General features: G+C 60.2%; 14 protein-coding genes. 5 read left to right on the forward strand and 9 right to left on the reverse strand.

The genetic code is table 11. The annotated features are described in order from the left end of the window. Window positions 1–52: 52 nt before the first annotated feature. From araA to NFS22_RS09915, 6 genes are all read right to left on the reverse strand, one after another. Complete coding sequence (gene araA / locus NFS22_RS09890; RefSeq protein WP_251317602.1) at window positions 53–1,516, reverse strand: L-arabinose isomerase; 1,464 nt, start codon at window positions 1,514–1,516, stop codon at window positions 53–55. Window positions 1,517–1,653: 137 nt separating this feature from the next. Then, a complete protein-coding gene (locus NFS22_RS09895) occupies window positions 1,654–3,180 on the reverse strand; it encodes a xylulokinase (RefSeq protein ID WP_251317603.1) in 1,527 nt (508 codons plus the stop codon). Window positions 3,181–3,193: 13 nt separating this feature from the next. Then, window positions 3,194–4,240 (reverse strand): ABC transporter permease, encoded by a 1,047-nt coding sequence (locus tag NFS22_RS09900; RefSeq protein ID WP_251317604.1) that lies wholly within the window; start codon window positions 4,238–4,240, stop codon window positions 3,194–3,196. A gap of 1 nt (window position 4,241) precedes the next feature. Continuing rightward, window positions 4,242–5,351: an ABC transporter permease gene (locus NFS22_RS09905; RefSeq protein ID WP_251317605.1), complete on the reverse strand. Its 1,110-nt coding sequence runs from the start codon at window positions 5,349–5,351 to the stop codon at window positions 4,242–4,244. Then, window positions 5,348–6,865 (reverse strand): sugar ABC transporter ATP-binding protein, encoded by a 1,518-nt coding sequence (locus NFS22_RS09910; protein WP_251317606.1) that lies wholly within the window; start codon window positions 6,863–6,865, stop codon window positions 5,348–5,350. Before NFS22_RS09910 ends, NFS22_RS09905 begins: the two co-directional genes overlap by 4 nt. A gap of 99 nt (window positions 6,866–6,964) precedes the next feature. Then, a complete protein-coding gene (locus tag NFS22_RS09915) occupies window positions 6,965–8,011 on the reverse strand; it encodes a substrate-binding domain-containing protein (RefSeq protein WP_251317607.1) in 1,047 nt (348 codons plus the stop codon). Window positions 8,012–8,556: 545 nt separating this feature from the next. On the opposite strand from NFS22_RS09915, the gene NFS22_RS09920 reads away from it, so the two are divergent. Further along, window positions 8,557–9,636 (forward strand): GntR family transcriptional regulator, encoded by a 1,080-nt coding sequence (locus NFS22_RS09920; protein WP_251317608.1) that lies wholly within the window; start codon window positions 8,557–8,559, stop codon window positions 9,634–9,636. 25 nt (window positions 9,637–9,661) lie between these two features. Here the strand turns inward: NFS22_RS09920 and NFS22_RS09925 are convergent, their stop codons facing one another. The 3 genes from NFS22_RS09925 to NFS22_RS09935 form a co-directional block, all read right to left on the reverse strand. Next, window positions 9,662–11,191 carry a sodium/proline symporter gene (locus NFS22_RS09925; RefSeq protein ID WP_251317609.1) on the reverse strand — a complete coding sequence of 510 codons (1,530 nt, stop codon included), beginning with the start codon at window positions 11,189–11,191 and terminating at the stop codon, window positions 9,662–9,664. 171 nt (window positions 11,192–11,362) lie between these two features. Further along, the gene (locus tag NFS22_RS09930; protein WP_251317610.1) at window positions 11,363–11,986 is read right to left on the reverse strand and encodes a TetR/AcrR family transcriptional regulator; all 624 of its coding nucleotides are present in this window, start codon (window positions 11,984–11,986) and stop codon (window positions 11,363–11,365) included. A gap of 7 nt (window positions 11,987–11,993) precedes the next feature. After that, window positions 11,994–12,701 (reverse strand): hypothetical protein, encoded by a 708-nt coding sequence (locus tag NFS22_RS09935; protein WP_251317611.1) that lies wholly within the window; start codon window positions 12,699–12,701, stop codon window positions 11,994–11,996. 118 nt (window positions 12,702–12,819) lie between these two features. On the opposite strand from NFS22_RS09935, the gene NFS22_RS09940 reads away from it, so the two are divergent. The 4 genes from NFS22_RS09940 to NFS22_RS09955 all read left to right on the forward strand — a co-directional run bounded on the left by NFS22_RS09940 (window position 12,820) and on the right by NFS22_RS09955 (window position 15,968). Continuing rightward, entirely contained in the window at window positions 12,820–13,488 is a 669-nt protein-coding gene (locus NFS22_RS09940; protein WP_251317612.1) for a helix-turn-helix domain-containing protein, read from the forward strand. 80 nt (window positions 13,489–13,568) lie between these two features. Then, window positions 13,569–14,144: a 5'-deoxynucleotidase gene (yfbR, locus tag NFS22_RS09945; protein ID WP_251317613.1), complete on the forward strand. Its 576-nt coding sequence runs from the start codon at window positions 13,569–13,571 to the stop codon at window positions 14,142–14,144. A 183-nt stretch (window positions 14,145–14,327) separates the two neighbouring features. Next, window positions 14,328–14,597, forward strand: coding sequence for an ACT domain-containing protein (locus tag NFS22_RS09950; RefSeq protein ID WP_251317614.1), 270 nt, complete (start codon window positions 14,328–14,330; stop codon window positions 14,595–14,597). A gap of 12 nt (window positions 14,598–14,609) precedes the next feature. Further along, window positions 14,610–15,968, forward strand: coding sequence for a PFL family protein (locus NFS22_RS09955; protein ID WP_251317615.1), 1,359 nt, complete (start codon window positions 14,610–14,612; stop codon window positions 15,966–15,968). Window positions 15,969–16,073 lie beyond the last annotated feature (105 nt).

Consider the following 16,073-nt stretch of genomic DNA (forward strand, 5'->3'; position numbering starts at 1 on the left):
AGGTCTGGCAGAATCGGCGGGCGGCCTACATGCCAGCGAATGATGCAGGGCGTTACTTCAGCTTCCAGGCCAGGTCGGACAGGAACAGGTCGTGTTCCAGGGATTCCACGGTGGTGTCCTTGGTGATGTGGACAAACTCAATGTCCAGCATATTGGCCCAGTCCTTCATCTGCTCGGCGGTGACGTCGTAGCTGAGAACGGTGTGGTGGGCGCCGCCGGCGGTAATCCAGCACTCCACCCCGGTGGTGAGGGAGGGCTCAGCCTGCCACATCACCCGGGCCACAGGCAGGTTGGGCATAGGCAGGATAGGCTTGACACAGTGGATGTCCTGACAGATCAGGCGCAGGCGGCCACCCATATCAATGAGGGATACCACAATGGCGTCCCCCTCTTTGCCCTCAAAGACCAGGCGGGCGGGGTCCTTCTCGTTCATACCGATACCCAAGTGGTGGGTCTCAATCCGGGGCTTGCCTGCGGCGCAGCAGGGACAGACCTCCAGCATGTGGGCGCCCAGGGAGTACTCCTTGCCGGGCTCCAGGTTGTAGGTGTAGTCCTCCATAAACAGGGAACAGCCGTTGCCTCCCTCGCCCATGGCCTTCATGATGGCGGTCATGGCGGCCACCTTCCAGTCGCCCTCGCCGCCGTAGCCGTAGCCCTGGGCCATCAGATGCTGGCTGGCCAGGCCGGGGAGCTGTTCCATGCCGTAAAGGTCCTGGAAGGTGTTGGAGAAGGCCTTGCAGCCCTCGGCGTCCATCATCCTCTTGATGGCAATCTCCTCCCGGGCCTGGTAGCGGATGTGGTCGATCTTGTCGGTGTCAATGTCATAGCTGGCCTTGTAGGTGTCCATCAGCGCGTCGATCTCAGCCTCAGAAACCTCATTCATCACCTTCACCAGGTCGCCTACGGCCCAGGTGTTCACCTGCCAGCCCAGCTTGGTCTGAACCTCCACCTTGTCGCCCTCGGTGACGGCCACTTCACGCATGTTGTCGCCAAAGCGCATGACCTTCAAACCTTTGGACACGGCCACGCCTGCGGCGGCCTTCATCCAGCTGCCAATCCGCTTCTGGACGGCCTCATCCTTCCAGTACCCGGCGATCACCTTCCGGGGCAGGCGCAGCCGGGCGGCGATAAACCCGTGCTCCCGGTCGCCATGGGCGGCCTGGTTCAGGTTCATAAAGTCCATGTCGATCTCCTCGTTAGGGATGGACTGGTTGTACTGGGTGGCGAAGTGGCAGTAGGGCTTTTGCAGATTGGCAAAACCGTTGATCCACATTTTGGAGGGGGAGAAGGTGTGGCACCAGGTAATGATACCGGCGCAGGAGTCGTCGTAGTTGGCCTGCTTGACCACGTCGGCGATCTCCTTGTTGGTTTTGGCGGTCACCTTGTAGACCAGGGGGAAGGGCAGGGTTTTGGACAGCTCATCCGCCATCTCCTGAGCCCGGGCGGCGACAGTCTCCAGTACCTCGGGGCCGTACAGGAACTGACTGCCCACCACAAACCAGAATGAATAGTTCATAGGATTTTCCTCCTTGCGATTTTTGTAGGGGCGGCCTGCGGCCGCCCGCGGACAATGCGGCGAGGTCGGCGCCAGGGCATCGGCCCCTGCACACGGCACATTGTAGGGCGCGACGGCCCCGGCGCGCCGCCTTAAGGTTACAGAACGTCCACCGCCGCCTTTTCCACCTTGAGCAGGGCTTTGTACCGCTGGATATAGGTGTTGAAGCCCTCCACGGCGGCGGGGTCGGGCTGAATGGTGGAGCCGGACACCCCGGCGAAGACCTGATTGGACAGGAAGCCCTCCAGACTTTCGCCCTCGGCCTTGTTCAGCCGGTAGGAGGCCAGCAGGGCCATGCCGTAGGGCCCGCCTTCCCCGGCGGTCTCCATGCAGGTGACGGGGGCGTTGCAGGCGGCGGCCATGTAGCTCTGGCCCACTGCGGGGGTTTTGAACAACCCGCCGTGGCCGGTGAGGGAGCTGATAGCCACATGCTCCCCCGCCAGAATATCCATGCCGATTTTCAAAGTGGCCATGGTGGAGTAGAGCTGGGAGCGGAAGAAGTTGGCCAGGGTGAATTTGGTCTCAGGAGTGCGGGCCACCAGGGGACGGCCCGCGTCCATATGGGTCACTCCCTCCCCGGCCAGATAGTTGCACACCATCACGCCGCCGCAGTCCGGATCGCCCTCCATGCTCTTCTGGTAGAGCTTGGTGTACAGCTCCCCGGCGTCAGGATCGGCCCCGAAGAGCTGGGCGGTCTCTTTCAGCACGCCCACCCAGGCGTTGGTGTCGTTGGTGCAGTTGTTGCAGTGAACCATGGCCACCGGGGCCCCGGTGGGGGTGGTCACCAGGTCGATCTCCTCGTAGACCCTCTCTAAGGGCTTTTCCAGCACCACCATGGAGAAGATGGAGGTTCCGGCGGATACATTGCCCGTGCGGGGGGCCACGGCGTTGGTGGCGGTCATGCCGGTGCCCGCATCGCCCTCGGCGGGGGCGAAGGGAATGCCGGCGGGGAGCAGGCCGTCCAGCAGGGAGGAGCCGGCCTGCGTCAGGGAACCGGCGTCCTCACCGGCCACAAGTACCTTGGGCAGCAGGTCCTCCAGATTCCAGGGGAGATTTTTGGAGGCAATCAGATGGTTGAACTTGGCCATCATCCCGGCGTCGTAGTCCAGTCCGGTGCTGTCAATGGGGAACATGCCGCTGGCCTCGCCAATGCCAACGGCATTGACTCCGGTAAGCATGTAGTGGATGTACCCCGCCAGGGTGGTGATGTGGGCGATCTGGGGGACGTGATCCTCCCCATTTAAAACCGCCTGATACAGGTGGGCGATAGACCAGCGCTGAGGGATGTTGAAGCCGAAGAGCCCGGTCAGCTCGGCCGCGGCCTGGCCGGTGATGGTGTTCTGCCAGGTACGGAAGGGGACCAGCAGCTTCCAGTCCCTGTCAAAGGCCAGGTAGCCGTGCATCATGGCGGACACTCCGGCGGCGGCAATTTCCTCCCGGCCCTCCACCTTGGACAGGGCGGATTTCAGGCCGGTCCAAACCTCGTCCAGGGAGTAGGTCCACACGCCGTTTTCATAGGTGGAGGCCCAGGTGTAGTCCCCAGAGGAGAGGGGCTTGAAGGAGGCGTCAATGGTGACGGCTTTGATGCGGGTGGAGCCCAGCTCAATGCCCAAACAGGTTTTCATCTTGTGCCCCCCCTTACTTCTTGTTCTTGCGCAGCAGCACAATGCTCTGGATTACCAGGAACAGGCAGAGCATGGCGGCCACGGTGATATTGGACCACCAGGCCTCGTCAAAGCCCAGAGAGGCGACAATGCGCTTGATGGTGTTCAGGGACAAAACCCCGAAGAAGGTGCCGATTACGTTGCCCACGCCGCCGGTGAGCAGGGTGCCGCCAATGATGGAGGAGGCGATGGCGTTCATCTCATCTCCCGCGCCGTTGGCCACGTCGCCGCTGCCCACATGGAGGAAGTAGAGAATGCCGCCCAAACCGGCCAGCACGCTGCACAGCACATGGGCCAGGAACTTGGTGCGCCGCACGTTGATGCCCAGCATGTTGGCGCTCTGGTTGTTGCCGCCCACAGCGTAGAAGGCGCGGCCCAGCTTGGTCCAGCGCAGCAGGCAGAACAGAAGAATAACCACCAGCAGGGCGATCACCACGCCCACCTCCACATAGGCCGGGATGTAGACGCCCAGCTTATTGGGAGCGCCCAGGCCGGGCACATTGATGCGCAGCTCCTTCACTGCCAAAAAGCCTTCATTGGTGACGCGGACCGGCTCCTTGCTGACAATGGTAGTCATGCCCTTGGCAAAGAACATGCCCGCCAGGGAGACGATAAAGGGCTGGATGCCCAGATGGGCCACCAAAAAGCCCTGGACCACGCCAAAGGCCAGGCCGATAGCCAGTCCCAGAAGGATGACGGTGCCCACATTGCCGCCCTGCTGCTCCAGGTTTACCGCGCAGACCATGCACACCAGGCAGGTGACGCCGCCCACGCTGATGTCGATACCGCCGGTAATCATGACGATACTCATGCCGCAGGAGAGGACAATGAGAGAGGCGTTGTTGTTCAGGATATTGAGGAAGTTTTGAGGCTTGGTAAAGCTGCCGCCCAGGGAAATGATGGCGGCCAGATACAGGATAAAGAAGACCACCACCGTGATGGTGAGCAGCAGATTGGTGTCGCTCATGGAGGTCCGGTTCTTGAGCCGTCCCTGCTTATCAACTGCAATTCCGTTGGACATGTCAGGACACCTCCTTCGCGGTTTTGGCGGGGGCTTTTTTCAGGTTGGCCAGCTTTTCCCGCACCACCGGGGCACTGAGTACCACCAGCAGGATGACCACCACCGCCTTGTAGGCGGGCAGAGCGGTGGAGGGTACGTCATACTTATACAGGGTGGTGGTGAGGAACTGGATGACATAGGCCCCCAGGATGGAGCCGTAGATGTTGAACTTGCCGCCGGACAGGGCGTTGCCGCCCAGGGCCACGGCCAGGATGGCGTCCATCTCAATGTTCTCCGCAATGCGGGAGTAGTTGATGGAGCCGCTGCGGCTGACCCGGATGAAGCCGGCCAGCGCCACACATACGCCCAGAATCACGTAGGTGAGCAGCTTAATCAGCTTGGGGTCCAGGCCGTTGAGGCGGGAGGAGTTGGCGTTGATGCCCACCGACTGGGTGTACAGGCCCAGGGTGGTAAACTTGAGAATGAGCCAGAAGGCCAGAATCACTGCGGCGGTGATGAAGATGGGGGTGGGCACGGGGATGCCGGGGAGGAAGGTGCCCGCGTACTTAAAGCTCAGGTCGTTGATGATGGGCAGCTGATTGTTGTTGATCCAGGCCGCAATGGAGCGTCCAGCGGTGTACATAATCAGCGTAGCCACCATGGGCTGGATGTTGAAGTAGGCCACCAGAGCGCCGTTGAAGGCACCGCAGAGCATAGTAGCCAGAATGCCAATCAGGACAGCCAAAAGCAGGTTCATCTGCATGGTGTCAGAAGTGACCTGGCTGCCGCACACCATCCGGAGGATGACGCTGCCGGCGATGGCCATGGTGGCGCCCACGCTGATGTCCTGTCCGCCGGAGGAGGCGGTGACCAGCGTCATACCAATGGCCAGGATGACCAGCTCAGAGGCGTTGTCCAGCACGGAGACGATATTGCCGCTGAGCACCGGGTTGCCCAGGCTGTTGGTGTTCATAGAGATCGCGAAGAAGGAGGGGTCAGCGATCAGGTTGAACAGCACCAGCAGAATCAGTGCCGCCACAGGGATAAACAGCTGCTGCCGGGTGAGCCGTTTGAACAGGGGCTCGTCAGGCCGCTTGATCTGAGTCTGGGGGTTTTTCACGGGGGTTGTCATCTCTCATCACCTCCTGCGATAGTCGCCATAATCTTGGTCTGGGTCAGGTCCTCACCGGTGAGCTCGCCCACCAGCTTCCGGTCCCGCATCACCAGCAGGCGGGAGCAGGTGCGCAGCATCTCGTCAATCTCCGAGGAGATGAAGGTGACGCTTGTGCCCTTCTCCGCCAGCTTGAGAACCAGCTTTTGAATCTCAATCTTGGTGCCGATATCGATACCCCGGGTGGGCTCGTCCAGAATCAGGTACTTGGGGTCGGTGAGCAGCCAGCGGGCCAGGATGCACTTTTGCTGGTTGCCGCCGGACAGCGACTTGATAGGGGTTTCAGACGAGGCGGTTTTGATCTCCAGCAGCTCAATATAGTTGTCGGCAAAGGCCTCCGCCTGGGAGCGGGAGATGGGATGGAAAAAGCCCTTCATCACCTGGTAGGCCAGGATAATATTTTCCCGGACAGACAGGTCGCCCACAATGCCGTCCCCCTTCCGGTCTTCGGGCAGATAGGCGATGCCGCATTTCATGGCGTCCAGGGGCTTGCGGATCTTTACGTCCCTGCCGTCCATTTTCACCTGGCCGCTGGTCACATGGTCGGCGCCGAAAATGGCCCGGACACACTCGCTGCGGCCGGAGCCCAGCAGGCCGGTAAAGCCGTTGACCTCCCCCTTGCGGATGGAGAAATCGAAGGGCTTGATGCCCGCGCTGCTGCACAGCCCCTGGGCCTCCAGCACGGGGGCGCCCTCCTGACTGATGGCCACGCCGCCTGTCTCGCCCTTGATGTCGGCCATGTCGTCCAGCTCCTTGCCCAGCATTTTGGACACCAGCTGGACCCGGGGCAGGTCCTCAATAACATACTCGCCCACCAGCTGGCCGTCCCGGAGGACGGTGATCCGGTCGCAGACCTCGTAGACCTGCTCCAGGAAGTGGGTGACAAAGATGATGCCCACGCCCTTGGCCCGCAGGTCCCGCATCAGGCCGAAGAGCTTGACAACCTCCTGCTCGTCCAGAGAGGAGGTGGGCTCATCCAGAATCAGCACCTTGCACTCCATGTCCACCGCCCGGGCGATGGCTACCATCTGCTGTACCGCAATGGAACAGGAGCCCAGCTGCTGCTTGGGGCTGGCGGGGATGCCCAGGCTGTCCAGAATTTTGCCCGCGCCCTGGTTCATCTGCCTCCAGTTGGTCATGGCCCCCTTGGTGCGGCCAATGTACATATTCTCCGCCACCGTCAGGTTGGGACACAGGGTGATCTCCTGATACACTGTGCTGATGCCAGCGTTCTGGGCGTCCTGGGGGGAGCGGATGACCGCAGCGCCCTCAATGCCCTGGATGTGGACCTCACCCCCGTCCTTGGGGTACACGCCGGTGAGCACCTTGATGAGGGTGGACTTGCCCGCGCCGTTTTCTCCCATCAGGGCGTGAATCTCACCCTCCCGCAGGGTAAAATCCACGTCCTGGAGGGCGCGCACGCCGGGGAAGTACTTGCAGATGCCGCGCATTTCCAAAACTGCGCCTTCCTGCATAGGGATACGCCTCCATTCATTAAAATTCAACACGCGGTGCGGCTGACATGCCGCGCCGCGTGTCGGGTCACGTGATGTATTGTTTCAGATGTATATCAATCAGGTGCCGTAAGTATCCACATCAGCCTGGGTGATGGTGGCGGCGTCAAAGCCCTGCTCGGGGGTGTAGATGATCTTCTGGGCAGGGGCGTTGCCGGCGACCAGGTCCTTAATGATGCTGTCAACAGTCTCAGCCTGGAGGGGGTTGCACAGGCCCATGTAGTTCCAGCTGCCGTTCAGGACGGACTCCATGGCCCAGGTGTCGCTGTCAAAGCCCATAACAATAACCTCGCCGTCCTTGCCGTGAGTGATGCCGTTGGCGTCCAGAGCGGCCACGGCGCCGCGGGCCATGCCGTTGTTCTCAGCGTAGATCACATTGAAGGACTCGCCCCGGTCAATGACGGACTGGGTGATGGTGCGGGCGGTCTCCTCGTCCCAGGAGGCGGTCTGCTGGGTGACATAGTTCCAGTTGGCCTCGGCGGCAACCTTCTCGTCCAGAGCGCCGGTGCGGCCCAGCTGGGCGTCAGAGCCCATCAGGCCCTGGATGTGGATGATGTTGTACTCGTCCAGACCCTGGGCGGCCAGCCAATCCACAGCGGTCTTGCCCTCGGCGGGCATGTCGGATACGACGGCGGCCACGTACATGCTCTCATCGGCCTCCAGCATGCGGTCAAAGAGGATAATCTGGGTGCCGGCGTCCTGGGCGTCCTTCAGCACGGTGTCCCAGCCGGTGGTGGAGGCGGGGGACAGGAGCAGGAAGTCCACCTCGTTCTGGATCATCTGCTGGGCCTCAGCAATCTGCTGGGCGGCGTCGTTATTGTTGTAGAAGGTGGCCTTGTAGCCGTTCTCCTCGGTAAACATGGCGCGCATGGCTGCGTCGTTGGCGGTGCGGTAGCCGGACTCGTTGGGGTCGTTGTTAATCACGCCCACAGTAATCAGCTCGCCGCTGGCAGCGGGGGTGGCGGGGGTGCTGGCAGCGGGGGTGCTTCCGGCGGGAGCGCTGTTGGCGGGGTTGCTTCCGGCGGGAGTGTTGTTGTTGCCGCCTCCGCAGGCGACCAGAGACAGAGACATCGCCGCGGCCAGAGCCAGACCAAGAATCTTTTTCATTTTAACTTCCTCACTTTCTATTCGTTGCTGTTTCCCAATTCATACGTCCGCCGCAGGTCTTTGGGCGAACCTTCATTGAGACTACATTTGAATTAAACTCCATTTATTTAGGAAAGTCAATACGTTTTTGGCCCGCTTGGCCAGATTCGTACCATTAAATAAGACAAATATTGATTATATTATATAAAACGATACAAATTTTACAGAATACCCCACATTCTTGCGTTTGAGTTTTTGTTTTTTTGAGAATGAACTCGCTGATAAGTTGATTTTTCTATGCTGAAAGCCTTTGGAGTCAGGCGTTTCAAGGTGGTGAAGTTGCCCACCCCGCCCCCAAAACTTCAAAATTTTTCTTTTCCGGTTCAAAAATTCCCGGTCAAATGTCCTGTTTTTCAAAAGAAAAGCAGGACAAATTTTCGGCGCCCGCTGTGTAAAATGTGAAACCTGATAAGAAAACGAACCACTTTATTGGTCTGTTTTCACACAGCTTTTGCTATAATGGGAGACGGACTTTGTACCTTTACACCGAAAGGTGGAATTTCGAGATGGCAATGAAATACAAATTTCTGGCGGACCTTCTGCGGGAGGACCTGGTAAAAAACGGAGGCCGCAGCGGCTACAGGCTGCCCACCGAGGCGGAGCTCACCCGCCGCTACCACATGAGCCGTCAGACGGTGCGCCACGCTCTCCGGCTGCTGGCCGAAGAGGGGCTGATCCAAAGCCGTCAGGGCAGCGGTACTTACACCACCGGCCGCATCCAGGACCCCGCCTCCCGCCAGATTGCGGTGGTCACCTCCTTTTTGGATGACTATATCTTCCCCACCATCCTCCACGACGCCCAGAGCCTCTTTGCCCAGAAGGGTTACTCCACCCTGGTGTATGCCACTGAGAACCGGGTGGGGGCCGAGCGGGATATCCTCCATCAGCTGCTGGAGCAGCCGGTGGGGGGGATTTTGGTGGAGGGCTCCAAAACCGCCCTGCCCAGCCCCAACGCGGACCTGTACTGCCGCCTGAGGGAGGCGGGCATTCCGCTGCTTTTCCTCCATGGGGCCTACGGGGAGCTGTCCGGCGTCCCCTGTGTCTACGACGACAACTACGGCGGCGGCTATCTGCTGGCCCGCCTGCTGATCGACCAGGGGCACAGGCACCTGGCCGGAATCTTTAAAAGCGACGATGTACAGGGGCCCCAGCGGTATCACGGCTGTATCTCCGCCATCCGGGATGCGGAGCTGCCCATCTTTGACCGCTGTTTCCGGTGGTACGACACAGAGGATCGGTTGGAAATGATAGAGAAGCGCCGCTTTGATCTGCTGCGGCGCTTTCTGGCCGAGCGGCTGGAACCGGCCACGGCGGTGATCTGCTACAACGACGAGATCGCCTTCCTTCTCATCCAGGAACTGCTGGCCATGGGCAAAAAGGTGCCCGAGGATGTGGCGGTGGTCAGCTTTGACAACAGCTATTACAGCCAGATCAGCCCCATCCCCATCACCTCCCTGCGCCACCGGGAGAAGATGGGCCGGGCAGCGGCCGAGGAGATGATCCGCATTTTGGACGGCGCTTCCGGCCAGTCCCGGGCGCTGGAGTGGGAGCTGCTGGAGCGAAGCAGCAGTCAAAAGCAGCACTGAGAAATCAGTGCTGCTTTTTTGCAGGTTATCTGTCGTACTCCTCAAAGGTTTTGACCACCTGGGCCTCAGGCGCGGGGGTTATCAGAGAGACCACCACGATAGCGGCAAGGGCTACCAGGAAGGCGGGGAGCAGTTCATAGATGTCCAGCGCTCCGCCCATGGGGCGGACCAGGAACTTCCAGATAAAGATCATGGCTCCCCCGGCAATCAGACCGGCCATAATGCCCTGGCGGTTGCTCCGCTTCCAGAACAGGGCGCACAGCATAGCGGGCCCGAAGGCAGCGCCAAAGCCCGCCCAGGCAAAGGAGACAATCTGGAACACGTTGCTGTCCGGGTCGGCAGCCAGGAACAGGGCAATCACGGCAATCACCACCACGGTGAGCCGGGCACAGAGCATGGTCTGCTTCTGGGTCAGCTTGATGCCGAAGACGTTCTGCACCAGATTTTCCGAGAAGGCGGAGGAGGCGGCCAGCAGCTGGCTGTCGGCGGTGGACATGGTGGCAGCCAGAATACCGGCCAGGATGCAGCCGGCCACCACCGCCGGGAAGATACCGTAGCCTGACAGCAGGTCAGACAGCTTGACAATCACCGTTTCGGTGGCGCTGCCCTCCAGGAAGGGGATGCGGCCGGCGGCGGAGACGGCGTGGCCCACGATGCCGATGAACACCGCCACGCCCATAGACAGCACCACCCACACAGCGGCAATGCGCCGGGACAGCTTCAGCTCGTTCTCGTCCCGGATGGCCATAAACCGCACCAGGATGTGGGGCATGCCGAAGTAGCCCAGGCCCCAGGCCATCATGGATATGATGCGGATAAAGCCGTAGGGCTCGGCGGAGCCGGTGGCAGGGTTGTAGGTCTCACCGAAGCTGAGAAAGCCGGGCAGAGTGCGGGCGTGCTCCAGCACGGCATCCATGCCCCCGGCCTGAACAATGCCGAAAACCACGATAATGGTCAGGGCGATGGTCATGATGATGGACTGAATCAGGTCCATGGTGGCCACGGCGGAGAAGCCGCCCACCGAGGTGTAGCTGATAATCACGATAGCGCCAATCACAACCGCCGTCATGTAGTCCCAGCCGAAGAGGCTGTTGAACAGCTTGCCGATAGCGGCCAGACCGGAGGCCACGTAGGGCACGAAGAAGATGAGAATAATCAGGGCGGAGATGCACATGATTACCGGCTTCTTCTCGCCGTACCGCTTGGAGATGAAGCTGGGGATGGTGATGGCGTCCAGCTTCACGCTGTAGCGGCGCAGCCGCCGGGCCACCAGCAGGAAGTTCAGATAGGTGCCGGCGGCCAGGCCAATGGCGGTCCAGCTGGCGTCGGCCACGCCGGACAGGTAGGCCAGACCAGGGATGCCCATAAGCAGGTAGCTACTCATGTCGCTGGCCTCGGCGCTCATGGCGGTGACCAGGGGACCCATCCCCCGGCCGCCCAGGTAAAAGCCCTCGGCGCTCTTTTTGGACCGGCGGCCGATCATCACGCCGGTGAAGATGACGAAGCAGAGATAGAGAATAATGGTGCCCATAATACAGGCCTGCGCGGTAGTCATATAATTCCTCCCAAGTCTCTCCGGGACACACACAAACGCCGCCGGAAAGCAGATTATTGGTATCATACCAGAAAAAGAACCGGAACGCAATATAGAATAAGTTCCATACTTAAAGATAAAAATCAAGTCTGTTTCTCTTGGAATAGCTAGAAAAACAGACTGTACATTTTGTTAAATTATATTTTGTACATTCCTACAAACTTTTCGTGGTTTTCCGCGAAAGCCTTGTAGAAACATGGGCATCATGGTCTGGCTGTACTGGGTGAGGGAGTAGTCTCCGCCGGACAGGCACCAGTCGTAGATGAGGGCCCGCTCGCACAGGGCATAGGCCCGCACCATCTCGTTGACGGTGACGTCCCCCCGCAGCTCCCCCCGCTCCTGGCCCTGGAGGACGATTTGCCGCAGCAGCCGGTAGTAGGTGCGGTTGTGGTCCATGAGGGACTTGTCCCCCCGGGTGACCAGCTGGGAGGAGTACAGCCGGGCCACCAGGTCCAGGGGGGTGGAATTCTCCATCATGGTGAACAGCTCCCGGTTGAGGTACATCAGCTGGTCAAAGCGGTCCATCTCCGGGTCGATAGTCTCCATCAGGGACTGGTATTTCTGGTCAAAGACGTCGGCCAGGGTGGACAGCAGCTCGTCCTTGCCCTGGAAGTAGTGGTAGAACGACCCCCGGGAGGTGCCCGATTCCTCGATAATCTCCTCCACGGTGGTGTCGTCGTAGCCCTGGCGGTAGAACAGCTTCCAGGCCGCGTCTATAATCTTCCCCCGGGTGTTCCGGGTGCTTTTTTTCGCCATGTATGTCTCAGTCCTTCTTGGTAATTTGGAAGGCCTTGCACCACTGGGTGTCGGACAGAACAGCCAGAACGGTTTTGGTATCCGGGTCGTAGCCGCAGCACACGGCCAGGTCAAAGACGCAAGGAATCATGGGGGCGTCCGTCGGCTTTTCGCACGCTGTATACGTCCAGCCCGCCTTCTCCAGCACGTTCTGCCCGGTGTGGTAGCTCTCACCGCACAGGACGGCGCACAGGACATATTTCAGATAGCCGGTCAGGCTGGGGGCAAACTGCTTCCAGCCGGTGGGAGCGTCCTCCTCGTGGAGCATGTAGACGACCGGGTCCGCCTGGCCCAGGTCCCCCTCACGGATGCCGAACTCCACCACTCCGGCGGCGTAGTCGCTGCCGATTTCCAGATAGTTTTCCACCAGGGTGGGCCACTCCTCCTTAGGCAGCCGCAAGAAGGGCGCGAAGGGATCGTCCTCCTCCAGCTCCTCCGGGTGCTCCTCGTAGTATTCCCGGTCCTCCTCGATCCGCTCCTCAAGGACCTCGTAGGAGGTCCAGTCTGAGTGCGCGGTCCAGATGTCCGCCGTCTTGAACAGGGGGTGGTCATAGGCCCGACTCAGGAAATCGTTCAGCAGGGCGGGGAGCCGGGGGTCAGGCTGGTAGTCGGGGTTGGGCGGACAGCCCAGGATGTCCAGAAGCTCCAAAATCGGGATATCGTGGTTAAACGCCATGATTTTTCCTCCTTCAATCGGGCCGCAACTGCTGGTTGCGGGAATTTCCAAGCGGACTTGATTGATTTTTGCCGCTTCGACACTATAATAGAAGAAAATCGAGAGGAGGTCAAGGTCTATGACATTGGCGGAAAAAATATTGTCCCTGCGCACCCAGCGGGGCATGTCCCAGGACGACCTGGCGGAAAAAATGGAGGTCTCCCGGCAGAGTGTGAGCAAGTGGGAAACGGCCCAGTCCACCCCCGACCTGGACAAGATCATCCGGCTGGCCGACCTGTTCGGGGTCAGCGTGGACGAGCTGGTCCGGGACGGGGAGCGCCCCCAGCCCCCGGAGCCATCCCAGCCCCAGGTGGTCTATGTGGAGCGGGAAGGAAAGCGAGAAGGCCTTACCGCAGTACAAATAATCGGTGTCATTCTCGAGGTCGCTGGCGCGGCCCTGGCGATTCTCGGTATCATGGGCGCACCGGTGCTGGTATTCGCCGCTGTGGCGCTGGTCGTCCTGGGCCTGCCCCTGCTGCTGGCAAAAAAGCATCCCTTTCTCATTATGGGCTGGCTGGCCGTTGGGCTGAGCTGCCTGGCTTTGAACCCATACACCAGTGTGTCCCCCTGGGGGCTGATAGGCGGACTTCGGCGGCTGTACTATTATATTACAATACCGGGGTTTCGAGATCCGTCCACGGTTTTCGCCATTGCGGTGGGCATTGTCCGGGGCCTGCTGATCCTGGCGCTCGCGTTTTTCACCTGGCGGGCGTGGAAAAAGAAAAAATCTTTGGAGAAGGACAGCTGAAAAGCTGTCCTTCTCCAGTTTACAACCGCTTTCGGCTATGGTAGAATAGGGGGACTTCAGAAAAGGAGAGAAAACCTGCTGTGGCCTACAACTTTTTTCCCATGATCTCCCGTATGCGGTACATTAACCGCTGGGGCCTGATGCGCAACACCCGGCTGGAGAACATTCAGGAGCACTCCCATCAGGTGGCCGTGCTGGCCCACGCCCTGGCCGTGATAGAAAACCGGTATTTCGGCGGGCAGATTGACCCCGGCGCGGCGGCGGTGGCCGCTTTGTATCACGACGCCAGCGAAATTTTAACCGGCGACATGCCCACTCCCATCAAGTACGATAACCCGGATATCCAGTCCGCCTACAAGGACGTGGAGGCAGTGGCGGAGCGCAAGCTGCTGTCCATGCTCCCCCCCGACCTGCGGCCCGACTTTGAAGAGGCCGTTACCATCCCCGATCCGGAAATTCACGCCCTGGTCAAGGCGGCGGACAAGCTGTCCGCCTACCTCAAGTGCGTGGAGGAGTTGAAGGCGGGCAACACTGAGTTCAAAAAGGCCAAGGAACAGACCTACGCCGCCCTGTGCCAAAACCAGAGCCCCGGCCTGAAATACTTTATGGACCACTTCCTGGACGGCTTTGAGCTGACCCTGGATGAGTTGAACTAAAGCCAGCCTATATTCTAGCACCAAAAGGCCCCCTTCGCAAAGGGGGTCCCGGCGAAGCCGGGTGGAGGTTTTCCGAACGAAAACAGGTGTGTTTCAATCAGAGAAAACCCTCCGTCACGGCTCCGCCGTACCACCTCCCTTTGCGAAGGGAGGCATAAATCGCGATGAAAGGAAATTTGAACTATGAAAGCCATTGTCACCGTGATCGGCAAGGACCGGGTGGGCATTACCGCCGCTGTGTGTTCCCTGCTGGCCCAGCACAACATCAACATTCTGGATATCACCCAGACCGTCCTCCAGGAGTTTTTCACCATGGTCATGCTGGTGGACACCTCCGCCTGCCAGCAGTCTATCGGCGATATGGCCGACATTCTGGAGCAGGCCGGCAAGGAACAGGAGCTGTCCATCCGCATCCAGCGGGAGGACATTTTCAACGCCATGCACCGTATTTAAGGGGTGGCCGCCATGTTAAACCAACACGAAATCATGCAGACCATCCAGATGATTGACCAGCAGCATCTGGATGTGCGCACCATCACCATGGGCATCTCCCTGCTCTCCTGCGCCCACAGCGACGTGAAAACCGCCTGTGACAAGGTGTATGACAAAATCACCCGTTACGCAGAAAAGCTGGTGGCCACCGGTGAGGCCATTGAAAAAGAATTTGGCATTCCCATTGTCAATAAGCGGATTTCTGTCACCCCTGTCGCCTTGGTGGCGGCGGCGGCGGAGACGGACAGCTATGTCCCCTTTGCCCAGGCCCTGGACCGGGCCGCCAAGACCACTGGCGTCAACTTCATCGGCGGCTTTTCCGCCCTGGTCCAGAAGGGAATGACAGCGGCTGACCGGATTTTAATCCGCTCCATTCCAGAAGCCCTGGCCACAACCGACATTGTCTGCTCCTCTGTCAACGTGGGCTCCACCAAGGCGGGGATCGATATGGACGCGGTGGCCCTTATGGGCCGCACCATCAAGGAGCTGGCGGAGAAGACCGCGGACAGGGGGGGCTTTGGCTGTGCCAAGCTGGTGGTCTTCTGCAATGCGGTGGAGGACAACCCCTTTATGGCAGGCGCCTTCCACGGCGTGGGCGAGGGGGAGAAGGTCATCAACGTGGGAGTCTCAGGTCCCGGCGTGGTGTACCACGCCCTTCAGGAGGTAAAGGGCCAGCCCTTCGACGTGGTGGCTGAGACGGTAAAAAAGACCGCCTTCCGGATTACCCGCATGGGCCAGCTGGTGGCCCAGGAGGCCAGCCGCCGGCTGGACACCCCCTTTGGCATTGTGGACCTGTCCCTGGCGCCCACCCCCGCCGTGGGGGACAGCGTGGCCCGGATTTTAGAGGAGATGGGGCTGGAGGTGTGCGGCACGCACGGCACCACCGCCGCCCTGGCCCTGCTCAACGACGCAGTGAAAAAGGGGGGCGTGATGGCCTCCTCCGCCGTGGGCGGGCTGTCCGGGGCCTTCATCCCCGTCAGCGAGGACGAGGGCATGATCGCCGCCGCTCGCTCAGGGGCACTCACTCTGGACAAACTGGAGGCTATGACCTGTGTCTGCTCTGTGGGACTGGATATGATTGCTGTCCCCGGCGATACCCCCGCCGAGACCATCTCCGCCATCATTGCCGACGAGGCTGCTATCGGCATGGTCAACTCCAAAACCACCGCTGTCCGCGTTATCCCCGCCCCCGGCTGCGATGTGGGGGATATGGTGGAGTTCGGCGGCCTGCTGGGCTCCGCCCCTGTCCAGAGCGTCCACCCCTTCTCCGCCAGGGAATTTGTCAATCGGGGAGGACGTATCCCAGCCCCGATGCAGAGCTTGAAAAATTAAACCCCGGGCCGCCCGTAAGGGCGGCCCTCAGCTTGTCGAAAAAGTCTGCCTACCGGCAGACTTTTTCATGTAAAGATGATAAAATAGGGAATAAGGGGTGAGGAA

Source organism: Flintibacter muris (genome assembly GCF_943192995.1).
GTDB classification, from domain to species: domain Bacteria; phylum Bacillota; class Clostridia; order Oscillospirales; family Oscillospiraceae; genus Lawsonibacter; species Lawsonibacter muris.

Bases quoted from the DNA above. Each gene is read 5' to 3' on its own strand.
- araA (WP_251317602.1), bottom strand. From the start codon at position 1,516: ATGAACTATTCATTCTGGTTTGTGGTGGGCAGTCAGTTCCTGTACGGC.
- NFS22_RS09895 (WP_251317603.1), bottom strand. From the start codon at position 3,180: ATGAAAACCTGTTTGGGCATTGAGCTGGGCTCCACCCGCATCAAAGCC.
- NFS22_RS09935 (WP_251317611.1), bottom strand. From the start codon at position 12,701: ATGGCGTTTAACCACGATATCCCGATTTTGGAGCTTCTGGACATCCTG.
- NFS22_RS09950 (WP_251317614.1), top strand. From the start codon at position 14,328: ATGAAAGCCATTGTCACCGTGATCGGCAAGGACCGGGTGGGCATTACC.
- NFS22_RS09925 (WP_251317609.1), bottom strand. From the start codon at position 11,191: ATGACTACCGCGCAGGCCTGTATTATGGGCACCATTATTCTCTATCTC.
- NFS22_RS09920 (WP_251317608.1), top strand. From the start codon at position 8,557: ATGGCAATGAAATACAAATTTCTGGCGGACCTTCTGCGGGAGGACCTG.
- NFS22_RS09955 (WP_251317615.1), top strand. From the start codon at position 14,610: ATGTTAAACCAACACGAAATCATGCAGACCATCCAGATGATTGACCAG.
- NFS22_RS09905 (WP_251317605.1), bottom strand. From the start codon at position 5,351: ATGACAACCCCCGTGAAAAACCCCCAGACTCAGATCAAGCGGCCTGAC.
- NFS22_RS09900 (WP_251317604.1), bottom strand. From the start codon at position 4,240: ATGTCCAACGGAATTGCAGTTGATAAGCAGGGACGGCTCAAGAACCGG.
- NFS22_RS09910 (WP_251317606.1), bottom strand. From the start codon at position 6,865: ATGCAGGAAGGCGCAGTTTTGGAAATGCGCGGCATCTGCAAGTACTTC.
- NFS22_RS09915 (WP_251317607.1), bottom strand. From the start codon at position 8,011: ATGAAAAAGATTCTTGGTCTGGCTCTGGCCGCGGCGATGTCTCTGTCT.
- NFS22_RS09930 (WP_251317610.1), bottom strand. From the start codon at position 11,986: ATGGCGAAAAAAAGCACCCGGAACACCCGGGGGAAGATTATAGACGCG.
- NFS22_RS09940 (WP_251317612.1), top strand. From the start codon at position 12,820: ATGACATTGGCGGAAAAAATATTGTCCCTGCGCACCCAGCGGGGCATG.